The sequence below is a fragment of the Leptolyngbya sp. FACHB-541 genome, from assembly GCF_014695875.1.
Lineage (GTDB): Bacteria > Cyanobacteriota > Cyanobacteriia > Elainellales > Elainellaceae > JAAUTN01.
The window spans coordinates 66211-82052 of sequence record NZ_JACJPC010000048.1 but is presented as its reverse complement, the minus strand read 5'-3'; the positions used below and the strand labels follow the sequence as shown (position 1 = coordinate 82052).

20 protein-coding genes are annotated in these 15842 nt (G+C 49.1%); 12 read left to right on the top strand and 8 right to left on the bottom strand.

The genetic code is table 11. The features are described 5' to 3' along the window. The first annotated feature begins 2 nt into the window (after nucleotides 1-2). The 4 genes from H6G00_RS09030 (at nucleotide 3) to H6G00_RS09015 (ending at nucleotide 2693) form a co-directional block, all read left to right on the top strand. A complete protein-coding gene (locus tag H6G00_RS09030) occupies nucleotides 3-140 on the top strand; it encodes a hypothetical protein (RefSeq protein ID WP_190796495.1) in 138 nt (45 codons plus the stop codon). A 26-nt stretch (nucleotides 141-166) separates the two neighbouring features. After that, nucleotides 167-346, top strand: coding sequence for a hypothetical protein (locus tag H6G00_RS09025; protein ID WP_190641779.1), 180 nt, complete (start codon nucleotides 167-169; stop codon nucleotides 344-346). A gap of 499 nt (nucleotides 347-845) precedes the next feature. Beyond that, the gene (locus H6G00_RS09020) at nucleotides 846-1070 is read left to right on the top strand and encodes a hypothetical protein (RefSeq protein WP_190796494.1); all 225 of its coding nucleotides are present in this window, start codon (nucleotides 846-848) and stop codon (nucleotides 1068-1070) included. Nucleotides 1071-1250: 180 nt separating this feature from the next. Then, nucleotides 1251-2693: an FAD-binding domain-containing protein gene (locus H6G00_RS09015; RefSeq protein ID WP_190796493.1), complete on the top strand. Its 1443-nt coding sequence runs from the start codon at nucleotides 1251-1253 to the stop codon at nucleotides 2691-2693. Nucleotides 2694-2755: 62 nt separating this feature from the next. On the opposite strand, the gene groL is transcribed toward H6G00_RS09015, so the two are convergent. The 3 genes from groL to H6G00_RS09000 all read right to left on the bottom strand — a co-directional run bounded on the left by groL (nucleotide 2756) and on the right by H6G00_RS09000 (nucleotide 5003). Further along, entirely contained in the window at nucleotides 2756-4390 is a 1635-nt protein-coding gene (groL, locus tag H6G00_RS09010) for a chaperonin GroEL (protein ID WP_190641782.1), read from the bottom strand. Between the two features lie 131 nt (nucleotides 4391-4521). Continuing rightward, nucleotides 4522-4833: a co-chaperone GroES gene (groES, locus tag H6G00_RS09005; RefSeq protein WP_190641783.1), complete on the bottom strand. Its 312-nt coding sequence runs from the start codon at nucleotides 4831-4833 to the stop codon at nucleotides 4522-4524. After that, a complete protein-coding gene (locus H6G00_RS09000; RefSeq protein WP_190641784.1) occupies nucleotides 4815-5003 on the bottom strand; it encodes a hypothetical protein in 189 nt (62 codons plus the stop codon). The genes groES and H6G00_RS09000 overlap by 19 nt, the downstream gene beginning before the upstream one ends. Nucleotides 5004-5462: 459 nt before the next feature. On the opposite strand from H6G00_RS09000, the gene H6G00_RS34645 reads away from it, so the two are divergent. Further along, on the top strand, nucleotides 5463-6122 hold the full coding sequence (locus tag H6G00_RS34645) for a DVUA0089 family protein (protein WP_199318395.1): 660 nt from the start codon (nucleotides 5463-5465) through the stop codon (nucleotides 6120-6122). A gap of 87 nt (nucleotides 6123-6209) precedes the next feature. Here H6G00_RS34645 and H6G00_RS08990 read toward each other — a convergent pair whose 3' ends face one another. Next, nucleotides 6210-7106 (bottom strand): alpha/beta hydrolase, encoded by an 897-nt coding sequence (locus H6G00_RS08990; protein WP_190796492.1) that lies wholly within the window; start codon nucleotides 7104-7106, stop codon nucleotides 6210-6212. Between the two features lie 73 nt (nucleotides 7107-7179). Here H6G00_RS08990 and H6G00_RS08985 point away from each other — a divergent pair, with 73 nt between their 5' ends. Further along, complete coding sequence (locus tag H6G00_RS08985; protein ID WP_190641786.1) at nucleotides 7180-7383, top strand: RNA-binding S4 domain-containing protein; 204 nt, start codon at nucleotides 7180-7182, stop codon at nucleotides 7381-7383. Here H6G00_RS08985 and H6G00_RS08980 read toward each other — a convergent pair. After that, nucleotides 7364-7675, bottom strand: coding sequence for a hypothetical protein (locus tag H6G00_RS08980; RefSeq protein ID WP_190796491.1), 312 nt, complete (start codon nucleotides 7673-7675; stop codon nucleotides 7364-7366). The genes H6G00_RS08985 and H6G00_RS08980 overlap by 20 nt on opposite strands. A gap of 358 nt (nucleotides 7676-8033) precedes the next feature. Here H6G00_RS08980 and H6G00_RS08975 point away from each other — a divergent pair, with 358 nt between their 5' ends. The 3 genes from H6G00_RS08975 (at nucleotide 8034) to crtB (ending at nucleotide 10889) form a co-directional block, all read left to right on the top strand. Continuing rightward, nucleotides 8034-8270, top strand: a complete 237-nt coding sequence (locus H6G00_RS08975) for a hypothetical protein (RefSeq protein ID WP_190641788.1) — start codon at nucleotides 8034-8036, stop codon at nucleotides 8268-8270. Between the two features lie 146 nt (nucleotides 8271-8416). After that, nucleotides 8417-9847, top strand: coding sequence for a 15-cis-phytoene desaturase (pds, locus tag H6G00_RS08970; protein WP_190641789.1), 1431 nt, complete (start codon nucleotides 8417-8419; stop codon nucleotides 9845-9847). Nucleotides 9848-9959: 112 nt separating this feature from the next. Further along, the gene (gene crtB / locus H6G00_RS08965) at nucleotides 9960-10889 is read left to right on the top strand and encodes a 15-cis-phytoene synthase CrtB (protein WP_190641870.1); all 930 of its coding nucleotides are present in this window, start codon (nucleotides 9960-9962) and stop codon (nucleotides 10887-10889) included. A gap of 221 nt (nucleotides 10890-11110) precedes the next feature. Here the strand turns inward: crtB and H6G00_RS08960 are convergent, their stop codons facing one another. The 3 genes from H6G00_RS08960 to H6G00_RS08950 form a co-directional block, all read right to left on the bottom strand. Next, on the bottom strand, nucleotides 11111-11587 hold the full coding sequence (locus tag H6G00_RS08960) for a TerB family tellurite resistance protein (RefSeq protein WP_190641790.1): 477 nt from the start codon (nucleotides 11585-11587) through the stop codon (nucleotides 11111-11113). 113 nt (nucleotides 11588-11700) lie between these two features. After that, nucleotides 11701-12594, bottom strand: coding sequence for a metal ABC transporter permease (locus tag H6G00_RS08955; protein ID WP_190796490.1), 894 nt, complete (start codon nucleotides 12592-12594; stop codon nucleotides 11701-11703). After that, entirely contained in the window at nucleotides 12594-13337 is a 744-nt protein-coding gene (locus tag H6G00_RS08950; RefSeq protein ID WP_190796651.1) for a metal ABC transporter ATP-binding protein, read from the bottom strand. Before H6G00_RS08950 ends, H6G00_RS08955 begins: the two co-directional genes overlap by 1 nt. A gap of 314 nt (nucleotides 13338-13651) precedes the next feature. Here H6G00_RS08950 and H6G00_RS08945 point away from each other — a divergent pair, with 314 nt between their 5' ends. The 3 genes from H6G00_RS08945 (at nucleotide 13652) to deoC (ending at nucleotide 15833) form a co-directional block, all read left to right on the top strand. After that, on the top strand, nucleotides 13652-14641 hold the full coding sequence (locus tag H6G00_RS08945; RefSeq protein WP_190796489.1) for a zinc ABC transporter substrate-binding protein: 990 nt from the start codon (nucleotides 13652-13654) through the stop codon (nucleotides 14639-14641). 68 nt (nucleotides 14642-14709) lie between these two features. Then, entirely contained in the window at nucleotides 14710-15093 is a 384-nt protein-coding gene (locus H6G00_RS08940) for a hypothetical protein (protein WP_190796488.1), read from the top strand. Nucleotides 15094-15134: 41 nt separating this feature from the next. Then, nucleotides 15135-15833 carry a deoxyribose-phosphate aldolase gene (gene deoC / locus H6G00_RS08935; RefSeq protein WP_190796487.1) on the top strand — a complete coding sequence of 233 codons (699 nt, stop codon included), beginning with the start codon at nucleotides 15135-15137 and terminating at the stop codon, nucleotides 15831-15833. Nucleotides 15834-15842 lie beyond the last annotated feature (9 nt).

Genomic DNA, 15842 nt, shown 5'->3' with positions numbered 1-15842 from the left:
CCTTGAACCCCAAACAAATTTTGCGCCTGGAAATTCCGTTTCCAGGCGCAAAATTTATTAGGACTTATTTGACTGCCGTCGCTACTCTGGCTGCTAGTGTACTGGGAATCAAGCAGCAGGAGAACTACAGTCTTCCGTAGATGAACCCAGCGAAGATAATTCCAATTTGCCCAAATTTCTTCAAGCCTTGGAAGCAGCGCTAGACAGCTTAGGAAACGAGGCAGAAATGCGATCGCTGCTGGGTGAAAAGTTTTGTTACCTTTTCACAACAAAGCAATTTGAATTAGCGCGGTTCCATGATCCCATTACGGAGTGGGAAAAGCAGGAATATTTGGACGTTTACTAGTTCTACCTCAAAACGCATTCCTCACCTGATTGAGGGAGGCGTCCTCTAAAATCATCCTTTAGGTTGACTGAATAAGTTTTTGACTGGGCTACGGTAGCGTTGACACCAGACCGCTTGACTCAAGCTTAATAATTTTGGTCAAAGTTCTCTAGATCTTTAAGGATTTTCTGGAATTGTGATCTCTCTCATTGAGATCACTGTTGAAAAAAGATATTACTCAGGAAACAAGAAGCTGAGCGGCTAGACTCGACGCTAGGTTTAGGTAGATTTGCAGTTGAATACGTACTTTGAAGAGATTGCTCTTCCCCTTCACTTCTAGACCTATAAACTTTAGTACGCGGTAGTTTCACGAGAAATAAAGGCTTAAGGAAAATTTTAGAAACAGTGTAGTTCCACGGATTCCTTTTAGTTGATGTGATTCAGTGGATCTGCTGTTGATTTTTGTTTTCTTGTAGCCGGTTAAACTTACAGTGCAATAGGCTGTTCTGTTATGGGGTGTATGAAAACTTTGCTCAAATTAGTAGGGGCGATCGCTTTAGTCGCTGGAGCGCAGGCTGTAATTCTGCCAAACGCTGTAGCAGACACCTCTCTTCGGGCTACCACCGTGTTGGCTAGTCAAACTTTTGCAACAGACCTTCTACCCAAACCAGTTTTCAGCTCAGAAACTTACCAGCCACCCGACAATGGTGGTCCAACCACTAGCCAGGGTTCTGGTACTCGGTAAAAAGCATAGGTGTGAGTTCATTAGGACAGAAGCATTAGGACAGAAGAAGGGAGGGTTTAGCCCTCCCTTCTGTTTAATTGAAGCAACTAGCGCTGAGGTGCTGCGCCAATAAGGTGGCAACAAGATCCGTGTTTTCAATTGCTATATTCTGGCAAAGAGAGTTAATTATTTGCGTGCTTAATGTCTGACCTAATTTTGTTCTGGCACCGTCGAGATCTGCGGATTTCTGACAATGTCGGTTTAGCTGCGGCGCGTCAGCAAAGTCAAAAAGTGGTAGGTGTGTTTTGCCTAGATCCACTGATTTTGGAGCGAGACGATGTTGCCCCAGCCAGAGTAACTTACATGATGGGTAGCCTACGGGAGCTGGGCGATCGCTACACCCAAGCAGGCAGCCAACTGATTGTTTTGCGCGATCAGCCTGTGCGGGCAATTCCTGCCTTAGCGAAAGCGCTGAGTGCCAAAGCAGTTTTTTGCAATCGGGGCGTGGAGCCCTATGGACGAGAACGCGATCGCACCGTTAGTGAGGCACTCAAGCAAGTCGGTATTCCGCTCCAAACCTTTTGGGATCAGCTTTTGCATTCTCCCAAGGAGATTGTCACGGGCGCGGGGCAACCTTACACGGTCTACACTCCCTTTTGGCGCAACTGGAGAGCCAAAGCAAAAATGGACCCTGTGGAAACGCTGCAAGCAGCCGAAGGACTTTCACCCAACGAACAAAAAGCTGCCCAGCAGGCTGGCAGCATTGACTTACCTACTGCTAAAGATCTGGGATTTGAGTGGGAGAATGAGCTTTTGCTCGCCCCTGGAGAGCAGGCAGCCCAAGAGCGGCTAGAAGACTTTTGCGAACGAGAACAGGCGATCGATGACTACAAAGAACAGCGAAACTTTCCTGCTGTCTCCGGTACATCTCACCTCAGTGCTGCATTGAAATTTGGCACGATTGGTGTGCGTACCGTTTGGGCTGCAGCCGATACCGCCTTAAAGCGCAGTCGCAGTGACGAAACCGCCAGTAACATTCAAACCTGGCAGCAAGAATTGGCGTGGCGAGAATTTTATCAGCACGCTATGTATGCCTTTCCGTCGTTGGCAGAAGGAGCCTTTCGGGAACCATTCAAAACCTTTCCTTGGGGTGATAACGAGGCACACTTTCAAGCTTGGTGTGAAGGCATGACAGGCTATCCGATTGTCGATGCAGCGATGCGCCAGATGAATCAGTTGGGCTGGATGCATAATCGTTGCCGCATGATTGTCGCCAGTTTTCTGACCAAAGATTTGCTGGTTGATTTGCGTCGTGGCGAGAAATACTTCATGCAAAGGCTCTACGATGCCGACCTGTCTGCTAACAACGGCGGCTGGCAGTGGAGTGCCTCCAGCGGCATGGACCCCAAACCACTGCGAATTTTTAACCCCGCCAGTCAAGCTAAGAAGTTTGACCCGGAAGCCGAGTACATTCGCGAATGGCTACCGGAATTAAGAAGCGTTGACACTGAGTTTTTGGTGACGGGTGAAATTCCAGCCGAGGAGCGCGATCGCTGCAACTACCCGCACCCAATTGTGGATCACAAGAAACAGCAGAGCCTGTTTAAGCAAATCTATCAACAGCAAAAGCAGCAATCATCCTAAAAGATCCAAAAAAAGGAGGAAGGGCTTAGCCCTTCCTCCTTTTTTAGCTAACTTAGTGAAACTTAGTAGTCGAAGTCTCCACCCATGCCGCCGCCACCTGCGGGAGCAGCATCCTTGGGCTCGGGCTTGTCAACCACAATGCACTCGGTGGTTAGAACCATGCCTGCGATCGAAGCCGCGTTTTGCAGCGCAGAACGGGTCACTTTCGCGGGGTCAACGATGCCAGCTTCAAACAGGTCAACGAACTCATTGGTAGCAGCGTTGTAGCCAACGTTGAAGTCTTTCTCTTTAACCCGCTCAGCAATCACCGCACCGTTCTGACCTGCGTTTTCAGCAATCCGCTTCAGCGGAGCAGCCAGCGCACGCGCCACAATATTTGCGCCGATTAGCTCTTCATCTTTGAGGCTGCTGTTGGCCCAGGTTTCGAGTTCAGGAGAGAGGTGAGCCAGCGTGGTGCCACCGCCAGGAACGATGCCTTCCTCAACCGCAGCTTTGGTCGCGTTGATTGCGTCTTCCAGGCGCAGCTTGCGATCCTTCATTTCGGTTTCGGTTGCAGCACCGACTTTGACGACTGCTACACCACCAGACAGCTTAGCCAAACGCTCTTGCAGCTTTTCTTTGTCATAGGAAGACTCGGTTTCTTCCATTTGACGACGGATTTGCTCAACGCGAGCTTTGACTGGTGCTTCGTTGCCTTCCGCCACGATGGTGGTGGTGTCTTTGGTGATGGTGATGCGACGGGCTTTACCCAGCATCTCTAGCTTGGTGTTGTCGAGCTTCAGACCCGCATCTTCGGTGATCAGTTGACCGCCGGTGAGAACGGCGATGTCTTCCAGCATCGCTTTACGGCGATCGCCAAATCCAGGAGCTTTCACCGCAGCCACATTCAGCACACCGCGCAGACGGTTTACAACCAGGGTAGCCAGCGCTTCCTTTTCAATGTCCTCAGCCAGAATCAGCAGAGGACGACCCGAACGAGCAACCTGCTCTAGCACAGGCACCAAGTCTTGTACCAGGGTAATTTTCTTGTCAGTGATCAGGATGAAAGGCTCATCCAGAACTGCTTCCATCCGCTCGGTGTCGGTTGCGAAGTAGGGAGAGATGTAGCCCTTATCGAAGCGCATCCCTTCTGTGACCTCCAGTTCGGTGGTCATGGACTTGCCTTCTTCCAGGGAAATTACGCCCTCTTTTCCGACTTTGTCCATTGCGTCAGCGATCATCTGACCCACTTCATCGTCGTTACCAGCAGAGATAGAACCAACTTGAGCGATCGCCTTGGAATCTTCAACCGGACGAGCATGTTCTGCAATCTTCTCAACCAAGAAAGCAGTCGCTTTATCGATACCGCGCTTCAAAGAAATTGCGTTAGCGCCAGCCGCCACGTTCCGCAGACCTTCTTTAACGATTGCATGAGCCAACACGGTTGCAGTAGTGGTACCGTCTCCAGCTGCGTCATTGGTCTTGGAGGCTGCCTGACGGATCAGGGAAACGCCCGTGTTCTCAACGTGGTCTTCTAGCTCGATTTCCTTGGCAATGGTGACACCATCATTGACGATTTGAGGAGCGCCAAACTTCTTCTCTAGGACAACGTTGCGTCCCTTTGGACCGAGGGTAACGGCAACTGCTTCAGCCAGAATATCGATTCCTTTTTCCAGGGCACGACGAGCGTTTTCGTTATAAATGATGCGCTTAGCCATAGTTTCTTCAGCTTTGAACTCTTAGTTGTGGAGGTGGATTTGGAAAGTTTTGAGTTTTGAGTTTTGAGCTGCTCTCAGTCGAAATAAATCTGAAATGGTGCAAAACTCATAGCTCATCATTCAAGAACTCATTAATCAACGATCGCCAAGATGTCTTTCTCAGCTAGCAGTACGAATTCTTCGGTGCCTAGCTTGATGTCAGTTCCGGCATACTTGGAATAGAGAACTTTGTCTCCAACTTTGACTTCTAGTTCCTGACGAGAACCATCGTCGTTCCGCTTACCGGGGCCAACTGCAACGATTTCTCCAACCTGGGGCTTTTCCTTCGCGGTATCAGGCAGAAGGATACCGCCAGCGGTTTTCTCCTCAGACGCACTTACTTTGACGAAAACGCGCTCACCTAGTGGTTTAACGGTAGAAACGCTCAGGGATACTGCTGCCATACAAAGCTCTCCAGACAATAAATAACTTCATGAAGGGGATTAAGGTTCAGCGGCCAGCGCTCCGACTCAACTGTCCAGGACAGCTCAACAGCCCTATAAACAAGGCTTTGAACAGATTTTGCCTGAAGACTGAGTGATGGCTGACAGCCAACTGCAACCAGAGTTAGCACTCTCAACTCCTGAGTGCTAATGTACCGAACGACAGAGGCGATCGCAACTCAATTTAACGATTTCTTCGGTACGGGTTCCCGAACTGAGCATAGAGCGAGTGTTTTAGAAGGGGCGAAGTAAAGATTTGCCTACGTAGCTTTAAAGACATCTTTAACTTCATAATTTTCGCTACTTCTGCTGGAAACCCTTCGGTAGCTCATCTTGAGTTACTTGTAAACATTGAAAGCTAAATTTTCTACCCAGACAAATATGTTTTTTCAATCAACATCAACAAATTTACTGGACTTACTCAAGCTGCCTTTGACACCCTAAGTGTGGAAAAACGGAACAGCGATTGCAAACACACAATCATCTCTCAGTAAATACCTTTATATCAAAATCTACGTAGGCGATCGCGTAGCCAGTATTTCTACTGAAAATATTCACTTCTTATCCTTCAATCTATGAAAGTCACTTTCATGAACAAATTCATTCATTCATCTGTAGCAGCCGCACTCACTCTAGTCGCTTCTGTTGCAGTTTCTGTTCCAGCTCAAGCTGCTGACTTTGACTTTAACGGCACCTTTGAAAATGACAATGACGTGCTGCTGTTCGACTTTGAGGTAGACGTAGATTCAACCGTCACTGTCTTTTCCTCTTCTTGGGTAAATGGTGGCTTTGACCCTATTCTGTCGCTATTTGACGGCACCGGAAATCTAGTTAATTACCAGGATGACGGGTTTTTTACTGGCTCAACCCCTTCAAACGGCGTGGATTACGACTATGGGGTTTGGGATGTCTACTTCACCTCATTCTTGCCAGCAGGCAGTTATCAAGCTAGCCTTACCCAGTTTGCCAACCGACCCTCTGGACCTTCCTTGCCCGACGGTTTCCTTTACGACGGTGCTAGCAATGAAAATTTCACTGCAGCATTTGGTTGCAGCCAAGGTTCTTTTTGTGGGATTGACAGTACAGACGACTCTAGAACAAATGCTTGGGAGTTACACTTTCTCAACGTTGCTCAAGCTAACGAGGTTGAACCAGCCGCTTCCGTACCGGAGCCCGCTTCGCTGCTAGGTTTGCTGGCAATAAGTGTTTTGGGTGGAAGCTCTACGTTAAGACGCAAGGAGGAAGTGTAGAGAGCTACTGCTCCTTTAAGGGCGTAGCATTCAGCAGATGTCCCCGAAACGACCCAGAGTCATGACTGAATGTTGCGCCTCTAAACTCTACAAAAAAGCTAAGATTTCCCTGACTGTAGCCTTTGGCTGCTCCAGGTGGGGAACGTGACCGCTGTTTTGAATCCAAACTAGATTGCTGTGGGCGATCGCCCTTCTAAACCTCTCCCCATCCCCCGTACCCAGCACATCATCTGACTCTCCCCAAAGAATTAGCGTCGGGTGATGAATTTGAGCAATTTTAGGTGTGAGATCGCTATAGCCGCCGCTTTGAGTGAAACTAGCAATCGCCTCATTCCAACCTGGCATTTGCTGATGTAGCAGCGAACAGCGAATCGCGTCGATCAGCACTGGATCTGCATTAGGCAAGGCTGAAACTGCATTTAGAGCAGCAAGCTTGCGATAGCGTAGCCATTCCACAGCGAACCAATCTAACGGCGCAACCAGCAACCGACCTAGCGGGAAACTGCCCGAAAATCCAATGCTGTCGATTAGCATGAGTTTGCTAACACATTGGGGATGGGTGAGCGTAAAATCAATTGCCACTGCACCTCCCATTGATGCACCGATTAGAATAATGGGCTGGGCGATCGCAGTTTGCCAAAAGCTGTACAAGTGACGTTTGATTGAAGACGGATTGATTGGCACACCTTTGACGCGTTCGGTGAAGCCAAATCCTAGTAAGTCGATCGCCCAAACTTGATGGTGTTCGGCTAAAAGGGGCAAAATTCGGCGAAATTCCAGCAGAGAACTGTCAAATCCATGCAGCAAAACGATTGGCGTTCCGGTTCCTCGACAAACACAAGCCGTTGCAATCTGCCAAGACGGTGTTGTTTTTGGCGGATGTTGGATCACACCAATGGTCCGACGTTCAATTTGCTGCGCTAGAGCAACAGATGCAGGATCAGTCAGCAAACCAACTTCAGTCGGTAAAAAATTGGCAACCATGAAGTTTTACTGTTTTGAATTTTGGGTTGCGAGGCTTCTGTAAGTGTAATTTGATGAAATTCTTAGTAGCGATATGACGACAGAATCAACTGTAATCAAACTGGATCAATTTTTGAAACTCGTTGGTGTTGCACAAACAGGAGGCGAAGCAAAGCTGTTGATTCAAGGCGGTGAAGTGCGCGTTAATGGAGCGGTTGAAACGCGGCGAGGACGCAAATTGGTAGAAGGCGATCGCATCTCCACCTTGGGGGAAACCTTTACAGTTCAACTGGACTAACAAAATTTTTAGGTTCTGCCTTCTCTTCTTCTAGTTCAGAAGTTTCTGTTTCGGAAGCTTCTGCCTCAAATTCTGCTGCATTCCGCTGTACTTTTGCCAAAAGCTCCAGGTACGCAAAAGGGACGACGACTGGCCAAGATGCACTTGCTAAAGTCAATACCGCGATGGAAATGTACGTCCAGTTTAAAGACAAGTCCGTGTCTCGCTTAAAGAAAACCCACCAGACCTTAAAGAAACGGATTGCCATTAACAAATAGAAAGCTGTAAATAGGGCAACTAAAACAAGTTTCACAGCAGTTGAATCCTAAGTTCAAAAGAAGTTTTAGTGGAATATCTCCATTCCAACGCTTCTTGGACGGTTGAGCTTGACCTAAATACACCTCTGGTTTAAGTAATACCCGAACATTCCCCAAAACTTAACAAAATAACCAACGTTGCTATAGACCTGGCTCTATTGTTCACAGTTTCTTTAGGTTGAGTTGGGTTTTGCTCTGTGCTTCGAGCTACCTTAATCTTTTGAGGCGTGTAATCTCCCAAAACTACAGCCTGGAATGCTCCAGCGCTTGATTACCTCAGGAGCAGACAAAAAATTACAGCAGACAACAACTCCATTATTCTTAAAAATGGTATTGCAGTGAAATTACAAAGTTATGGCAAAGCACACTCAGGCGCACCTGTCTCGCACCGTAGAAAAGAATCAGTCTGAGGGTAGCAAAGAGATGACCCGAAAGCAGATGGAATATTACATGGGCGCAAAGCTGATTGAAATTGGCGTAGATCCCAAATCAGCCGTCTACCGCTGGTCAACAGAGACGAAGGGCAGCCGAGAAGTCATCACTTATAGCGCCTACTGGGCTGATTCCAAGGAAAAATTAGAAGGCAATTAGAGATAATCTGCCGGAGGCTAGGTGCTAACCGTACAAATTTACGCGATCTGAGGGAGTTGAATTGCTCTAAAGATCGAAAATGTAACGGTTTGCAACATATAATGAGAGCTATTGTACATAAGCACACCCAAGGGTAAGAGCATTACATGCGAGTTGCGATCGCCGGAGCAGGCTTAGCAGGACTTTCTTGTGCAAAATATCTCACCGATGCCGGACACACGCCTATCGTGCTGGAGAGCCGGGACGTATTAGGCGGTAAAGTCGCTGCCTGGAAAGATGAAGATGGTGACTGGTATGAAACCGGGCTGCACATCTTCTTTGGGGCGTACCCTAACATGCTTCAGTTGTTCAAGGAACTGAACATTGAAGATCGGTTGCAGTGGAAAGAGCACACCATGATCTTCAACCAACCTGAAGTTCCGGGTACCTACTCCCGCTTTGACTTTCCCAGCATTCCCGCTCCAGCAAACGGCATCATCGCGATTTTGCGAAACAATGACATGCTGACCTGGGGGGAAAAAATTCGCTTTGGGTTGGGACTAATTCCTGCCATCCTCAACGGGCAGAAATATGTTGAGGAGATGGATCAGTATTCCTTCTCTGAGTGGCTGAAGAAGCAGAATGTGCCACCTCGGGTTGAGAAAGAAGTCTTCATTGCCATGTCGAAGGCGCTGAATTTTATCGACCCTGATGAAATTTCTGCGACGGTAGTTTTAACTGCCCTCAACCGATTTTTGCAGGAAACGCATGGCTCAAAGATGGCGTTTCTCGATGGCGCACCTCCAGAGCGGCTCTGTCAGCCAATGGTTGACCACGTCACTGAGCGAGGCGGCGAAGTGCGGCTAAACGCGCCTCTCAAAGAAATTTTGCTGAATGACGACAGCACCGTGCGCGGCTTTGTGATTCGCGGGTTGAATGGTGCCGCCGATGAGATTCTCACGGCTGACCTATACGTGTCTGCAATGCCTGTCGATCCATTGAAGGTGATGTTGCCTGCTGCCTGGAAGCAGATGGACTATTTCAAGCAGCTAGACGGGTTGGAAGGGGTACCGGTAATTAATCTGCACCTATGGTTTGACCGGAAGCTGACAGATGTAGATCATTTGTTGTTTTCGCGATCGCCCCTCCTGAGCGTCTATGCCGATATGAGTAACACTTGCCGCGAATACGCCAACCCTGAGCGCTCAATGCTCGAGCTCGTCCTGGCTCCTGCCAAAGATTGGATTACTCGCTCAGACGAAGACATTATCGCCGCCACGATGGTAGAGCTAGAAAAGCTATTTCCCCATCACTTTGGTAGTGATAGCCCCGCTCAGCTGCTGAAATACAAGGTTGTTAAGACTCCCCGCTCGGTCTACAAGGCGACTCCAGGACGGCAACAGCATCGTCCTAGCCAGACCACCCCGATTGCCAATTTTTATCTGACGGGCGATTATACGATGCAACGTTACCTGGCAAGCATGGAAGGGGCTGTACTTTCTGGTAAGCTTACAGCGCAGGCAATTAGCAGTCAGCGAACCGCGGTCAGCAGTCAGCCTGTTCCCAAGGCTGAAGATTTGCAGGTGTCAGCCTCCTAAATTGCCAGTTTTGGCAGTTCCCCGGATAGCGAGTATTAGCTCGTGTAAAGCTTCCGTAGGATAATTTCTGATGACTGAAAGCCTCGAAATCAATCTCCCAGCTTGCGATGTAATGCTGCAATTGCCTGAAACCCCACGCATGACCAAACTGGCACCTTTGGAGGACGCATACGAGCTCTGCCGTCAAATTACAGCCCAGTATTCCAAAACTTTCTATTTGGGTACGCTGCTGATGCCAGAGGCAAAGCGTCGAGCAATCTGGGCAATTTATGTCTGGTGTCGCCGCACTGATGAGCTAGTGGATGGGCCAAACTCAGCCCTGACCACAGATGCAACGCTGGATGGCTGGGAGCAGAACCTGGAGTCAATTTTTGCTGGGAATCCACTGGAAGATGCTGACGTGGCGCTGGTGGATACGCTGTCTCGCTTCCCTATTGGCATTCAGCCATTTCGGGATATGATCGCCGGTCAGCGGATGGATTTGTATCGCAGCCGCTATGAGACGTTTGAGGAGTTAAACCTCTACTGCTACCGTGTGGCAGGCACCGTAGGCTTGATGTCTACCGCGGTCATGGGAATTGATGAGTCACAAGCTAGTGCCCCCTGGTATCGCCCCCTAACGGGAGATAGCCCAACGGAGGAGGCGATCGCCCTCGGCATTGCCAACCAGTTGACAAACATTCTGCGCGATGTCGGTGAAGATGCTAGGCGTGGACGCATCTATATTCCTCTAGAAGATTTGGCGCTGTTTAACTACACTGAGCAAGATTTGTTCGATGGCGTAGTAGACGATCGCTGGCGGGAATTGATGCGCTTTCAAATTCAGCGGGCCCGCAAAGTCTACGCTCAAGCCGAACAGGGAATTAGCCTGCTTAGCCCTGATGCTCGTTTCCCAGTCTGGGCAGCCTTGATGCTGTACCGCCAGATTTTAGATGTGATCGAGCAAAATCAATATGACGTGTTTCGCAAGCGAGCCTATGTGCCAGGTTTGCGAAAGTTCCTGTGTTTGCCGATCGCCCGCTTGAGAGCAGAAGTGCTCTAGGTTACGGTGGCGATCGTCCCATAAATGTGGGAAAGCTAAGGTATTCCTGCTCCAATAGAGGTACTTACCGCCGCGACCTGGTCGAGAAGACGTAGCTCAAAGCATGGAACAGGAATACCCAAATTCGGGGATGAAGGATTCGGGCAATGAGAGTCGAGATCGATGCAAGTCTTCACTCTAAAGCCCCACTCCTTCCCCTCAAACCCTCCAATAGAGGTGTTTTATCCCTGCATAAATTCTTCTAGCTTGCGAGTTAAAGAATCCACAACGCCCTCGTTGCTAGTTTGAGTTGAAGCTTCCGCCTCAATCTGCTGAACGGCTTCAGCAGGCAAGCCTAGCAGTTGAACTAGTTTGTTGTAAGCAGCGGCTTCCTCTTCATTAATCTTTTCTTCGTTTGGTGTGCGAGCGCTAGAGCGAATCACTTCATAGCCCAGCCGCAGCACAAGCTCCCGTTCTTCCACGCTTTGCAGCTTCGGAGTCAGTTCCTCTAAGGGAATATTTTGGATCATGTATTCCTGAAGTTCTTGGCGGAGGTGCTGCTGTTGAGGTGCATCGGCAGCAAACATGCCGCTAAAGCGATCGAGCATCAAGTCAATTTCTTCAGAAGCCAGGTGCCCATCTGACCAGGCCATTGAAGTGACAACCCGCAACAAATTCATTTGGCGGGGGGTGATGGAGGGAGGTGGGGGTGCTTGCATACTATCATTGCCTCCTAAAACAATTTGAAGTAAAGGTACTTAGATAATACGCCTCTCCTACCCGACTCTCCTGGAATGTTGGAATTACTTAAATGTCGTTAGATTAATTCAGATCAATGCCGTCGAATTAGCCCTTTTAGCTCCCGCCAAACCATCGATTCGTTCGATTTTGTTTGAGGCTGAGTAAAAACACCGTGAGTGGGGCTAAACAGCAGCGCCAGGACAAATATTCCAGAGACAACCAGAACGATCGCCGGTCCAGAGGGCAGGTTAAAGAAATAGCTGAGGTACATGCCGCTGATGCTGGAAACAATACCTATGCCTGCACCGAGAATCATCACCTGATGCAGACGGTTGACCAGCAGATAGGCCGTTGCGCCAGGAGTAATCAGCAGCGATAGCACCAGGATGACCCCAACCGATTTCATGCTGGCAACAATGGTCAGGGCGATCAGCAGCATCAACCCAAAATTGAGCAAATTGGTAGGTAAGCCTGCTGCCTGTGCGCCCAGTGGGTCAAAGGTGTAAAACAGCAGTTCTTTATAAAGCAAGACGACAACAACTAGCACCAGGGCAGAAATCAATGCGGTCTGCCAAACTTCGGGACGGCTAACTGCGAGAATGTTGCCAAACAGGAAGTGGTTAAGGTCGATTTTGTTGTCGCGTTGAATTAGGGTAATCAGAGTAATTCCCAGGGCGAAGCAGGCAGAGAAGACAATTCCCATTGCGGCGTCTTCTTTGATGGGCGATCGCGATCGAATCCAGGCGATTGCCATCGTACTTAGCACCCCAGCTATAAATGCCCCGATAAAGATATTTGCACCAATCATATAGGCGACTGCCAGTCCGGGTAATACCGAATGGCTAATTGCATCGCCCAACAGCGCCAACCGCTGCACCATCAGATAACTGCCTACTACCGCGCAGATTAACCCGACCAGAACAGCAACGATTAGCGATCGCTGCATAAATTCATAACTCAGTGGCTCTAGAAATGCTTCCCACATTACGCCGCTTCACCTGCTGCAAACATAACTCTGCCGCCATAAGCGCGATAGAGATTTTCTTGGGTTAACACCTGCCTACGAGGTCCATAAGCGACAAGGGATTTGTTAAGCAGAATCAAGTCGTCAAAGTGAGCGATCGTTTCACCCAAGTCGTGGTTGACCACGAGGACAAGTTTGCCAGCGGCAGCCAGTTCATGAAAAATCTCGAAAATGATTTCCTGAGTTTTTTGGTCAATGCCAGCCAGCGGTTCATCAAAGCAGAAAATTTCCGGTTCCTGCGCCAGTGCCCGTGCTAAAAACACTCGCTGTTGCTGTCCGCCAGAGAGTTGACCGATAGGGCGATCGCGATATTTTTCCATGCCGACTCGCTCTAGGGCAGCAGCAGCAACCTGCCGACTGGTGGCAGAAAAGCGGCGAAACCACTCTGTTTTTTGAACCCGGCCCATCATCACTACATCCCACACCGTTGCCGGGTAGCTCCAGTCAATTTGCGATCGCTGGGGCACATAGGCAACCTTATCAAGATGCTGCATCAGTGGCTTACTGTGGTACAGCACCGAGCCACTGGTATTAGGAATCAGTCCCAGCATTGCTTTAAGCAGCGTACTCTTACCCGCACCGTTTGGTCCGAAAATTCCAACTAGCCGCCCCGGACGGATCACCAAACTAATATCACGCAAAGCCTCAACCGCTCGATAACTGACACTCAAACGGTTAACCGCGATAGGCGCATTGGAAGACATACAGGTTTGCTCAACTTGACCTGACGAGTTTGGCTGCTGCACCAAGTGATTTTGGAAGGGTAGGGCAATTGGGTTCACGGTCTCTTTCCTATCAACGTGCTTGGGTTTGCTGTCAACGCTTCTAAGGTAAAATTCCTGTTGCCTGTGCGCCCCCTGTCACAAGGCTTAAGCGATGTTGCTAGAGGTTGACGCAAAGGCAGAGATTTAATCAATAGAAGTGAGTCTTTGTGAAGACGGCTAAGCCAGATTCCACAATTTTTTGTAAAAATGAAAGGATTATGAAATTAGTATAGTGCAAGAAAAATGAAAGGATTATGAAAATGCGTAAAGCCCGCACGAGAGCGCTCGCTCACCCTCTACTTCGACCATCTTCACTACGGGTGTGGGCGATCGCAGCTCTCTTCCTGGGGCTAACGACAAGCGGCTGTAATCTGACCAATTCAAATTCAGACAGTTCTAGTGCGGCTGATGCACCTGAAGTCGTGGCGACCAGCACCATTTTGGCTGACCTGACTGAGCAAATTGGCGAATCAGAAATTCAACTCACGAGCATTTTGGAACCAGGAGCCGATCCTCACGTTTATGAACCCGTTCCGGCAGACACAGTAGCGCTGGAACGGGCAGACTTAATTCTCTATAACGGCTACAACCTGGAGCCAGGGCTAATTCGGCTGACGAATTCGGCTGGGGTAGAAGCTAAAAAAGTTGCCGTGGGTGAAGTAGCACCATCTCTTGAGGTCGAAGGTCAATCTACCCCTGACCCTCACGTTTGGGGAGATGTGCAGAACGTAATCTTGATGGTGAATGCGATTCGGGATGCGCTGATTGAGGTGTCAGAAAGCGATCGCCCCACCTTTGAGCATAATGCCGCTGAATTGGTTGCCGAGCTAGAGCGTCTAGACGCCTGGATTGCTCAGCAGATTGCTACCATTCCTCCTGATAATCGCAGGCTCGTTACGACCCACGATGCCTTTCAGTATTACGCTCGTGCCTATTCTCTAAATGTGATTGGGACACTAATTGGCATCAGCACTGAAGAGCAGCCTAGCGCCCAGACCGTACAGCGCTTAGTGGAATCAGTGAGAGCGACTGGAGTGCCAACCATTTTTGCTGAAACAACCATCAACCCAGCCCTGATTCAAACCGTTGCAGAAGAAGCGGAAGTAGACCTGTCCCCACAGCAGCTTTATTCTGACTCGATCGGCGCACCGGGTGGAGACGGGGACTCTTACGTCAAGATGATGGTGTCGAATACAAGGGCGATCGTTGAGGCGTTAGGTGGAACGTACACTCCATTTGAGTAATACATTGTTTGAGGATGTTTGCGCCAGAATGGGGATGGTAAGTATGTTGCCGAGTTTGTACGTTGTCGATGTTGAAATTGTTTTCAAGGTCGCTGAAGAGTCTGCTAAAACCAGCAGGGATGGTAGCGATCGCCCTTACCCTACTGCTGACCTTCCTTAGCGCCCCCCTCTTCGCTCAAACCTCTTCTCAGCTTGGCTCTCGCGTCTCTAGATTAGAGTCAGAAAATACAACCTTGCGGTCCAGGGTGAGTCGGCTTGAGAATACCATCTCCAGATTGAGTCAAAGTGGAGGTGGTAGTCAGATTCAGCTTGATCCGGCTCCTGAGGTCACTCCTTCCACCTTGCAATCTGGCGACCCGATGTTCGATCGCCTGGCGACGCTGGCGATTGAAACCAAACAGCAAGTCCTTGCTTTAGAAGAACGAGTAGCGGCTTTAGAAGCCCAGAACTAATTCGCCCAGCAATTATAAAGGAGAAACACTCAGAGAAATTTATGGCAGAAAACTATGCTGACTATGCCAAACGGATTAACCTAGCCGAATTTATTGATCATGCGCTGCTCAACCCGGCAGCTACCCCAACGCAGGTCATTCAGTGTTGCGAAGAGGCAGATTTGTTTGGATTTGCAACGGTTTGTGTCTATCCGGTACATGTGCGTCAAGCAGTCGAATTGCTGCATAACAAGCGTACTCAAGTCTGTACGGTGATCGGTTTTCCCTCTGGGGCGACGACCTCGGCTGTGAAGTTCTTTGAGGCTCAAGAAGCGGTTGAGAATGGAGCAACTGAGCTAGATGTTGTAATCAATCTGGGCTGGTTGAAATTAGGCAGGACTAACGAAGTTCATCAAGAACTAGCTGAAATTTGCGAGGCAACAGGTCAAACAGTCAAAGCAATTCTAGAAATGGCATTGCTGACCGAAAGCGAAAAGAAACTAGCAGCAGAAATCTGTCTAGATGCAGGCGTGCAGTTCCTAAAGACCAGTACGGGCTGGTACGGTGGAGCTACGGTTGAAGATGTCAGATTACTCAAAGCTGTCTCTAACGATCGTGTTGGCATTAAAGCATCAGGCGGCATTCGCACCCTTGAGCAAGCGATCGCCCTCATCCTGGCAGGTGCAACCCGTATAGGAACTTCCCGTGGTCCGGATCTACTCCGCCAACACGATACCCTGGAAGAAGAAGCAAAACTTTAAGTACGTAGA

Bases quoted from the DNA above. Each gene is read 5' to 3' on its own strand.
- H6G00_RS09020 (WP_190796494.1), top strand. From the start codon at position 846: ATGAAAACTTTGCTCAAATTAGTAGGGGCGATCGCTTTAGTCGCTGGA.
- H6G00_RS09015 (WP_190796493.1), top strand. From the start codon at position 1,251: ATGTCTGACCTAATTTTGTTCTGGCACCGTCGAGATCTGCGGATTTCT.
- groL (WP_190641782.1), bottom strand. From the start codon at position 4,390: ATGGCTAAGCGCATCATTTATAACGAAAACGCTCGTCGTGCCCTGGAA.
- groES (WP_190641783.1), bottom strand. From the start codon at position 4,833: ATGGCAGCAGTATCCCTGAGCGTTTCTACCGTTAAACCACTAGGTGAG.
- H6G00_RS34645 (WP_199318395.1), top strand. From the start codon at position 5,463: ATGAACAAATTCATTCATTCATCTGTAGCAGCCGCACTCACTCTAGTC.
- H6G00_RS08990 (WP_190796492.1), bottom strand. From the start codon at position 7,106: ATGGTTGCCAATTTTTTACCGACTGAAGTTGGTTTGCTGACTGATCCT.
- H6G00_RS08985 (WP_190641786.1), top strand. From the start codon at position 7,180: ATGACGACAGAATCAACTGTAATCAAACTGGATCAATTTTTGAAACTC.
- H6G00_RS08975 (WP_190641788.1), top strand. From the start codon at position 8,034: ATGGCAAAGCACACTCAGGCGCACCTGTCTCGCACCGTAGAAAAGAAT.
- pds (WP_190641789.1), top strand. From the start codon at position 8,417: ATGCGAGTTGCGATCGCCGGAGCAGGCTTAGCAGGACTTTCTTGTGCA.
- crtB (WP_190641870.1), top strand. From the start codon at position 9,960: ATGCTGCAATTGCCTGAAACCCCACGCATGACCAAACTGGCACCTTTG.
- H6G00_RS08960 (WP_190641790.1), bottom strand. From the start codon at position 11,587: ATGCAAGCACCCCCACCTCCCTCCATCACCCCCCGCCAAATGAATTTG.
- H6G00_RS08955 (WP_190796490.1), bottom strand. From the start codon at position 12,594: ATGTGGGAAGCATTTCTAGAGCCACTGAGTTATGAATTTATGCAGCGA.
- H6G00_RS08950 (WP_190796651.1), bottom strand. From the start codon at position 13,337: ATGTCTTCCAATGCGCCTATCGCGGTTAACCGTTTGAGTGTCAGTTAT.
- H6G00_RS08945 (WP_190796489.1), top strand. From the start codon at position 13,652: ATGAAAATGCGTAAAGCCCGCACGAGAGCGCTCGCTCACCCTCTACTT.
- H6G00_RS08940 (WP_190796488.1), top strand. From the start codon at position 14,710: ATGTTGAAATTGTTTTCAAGGTCGCTGAAGAGTCTGCTAAAACCAGCA.
- deoC (WP_190796487.1), top strand. From the start codon at position 15,135: ATGGCAGAAAACTATGCTGACTATGCCAAACGGATTAACCTAGCCGAA.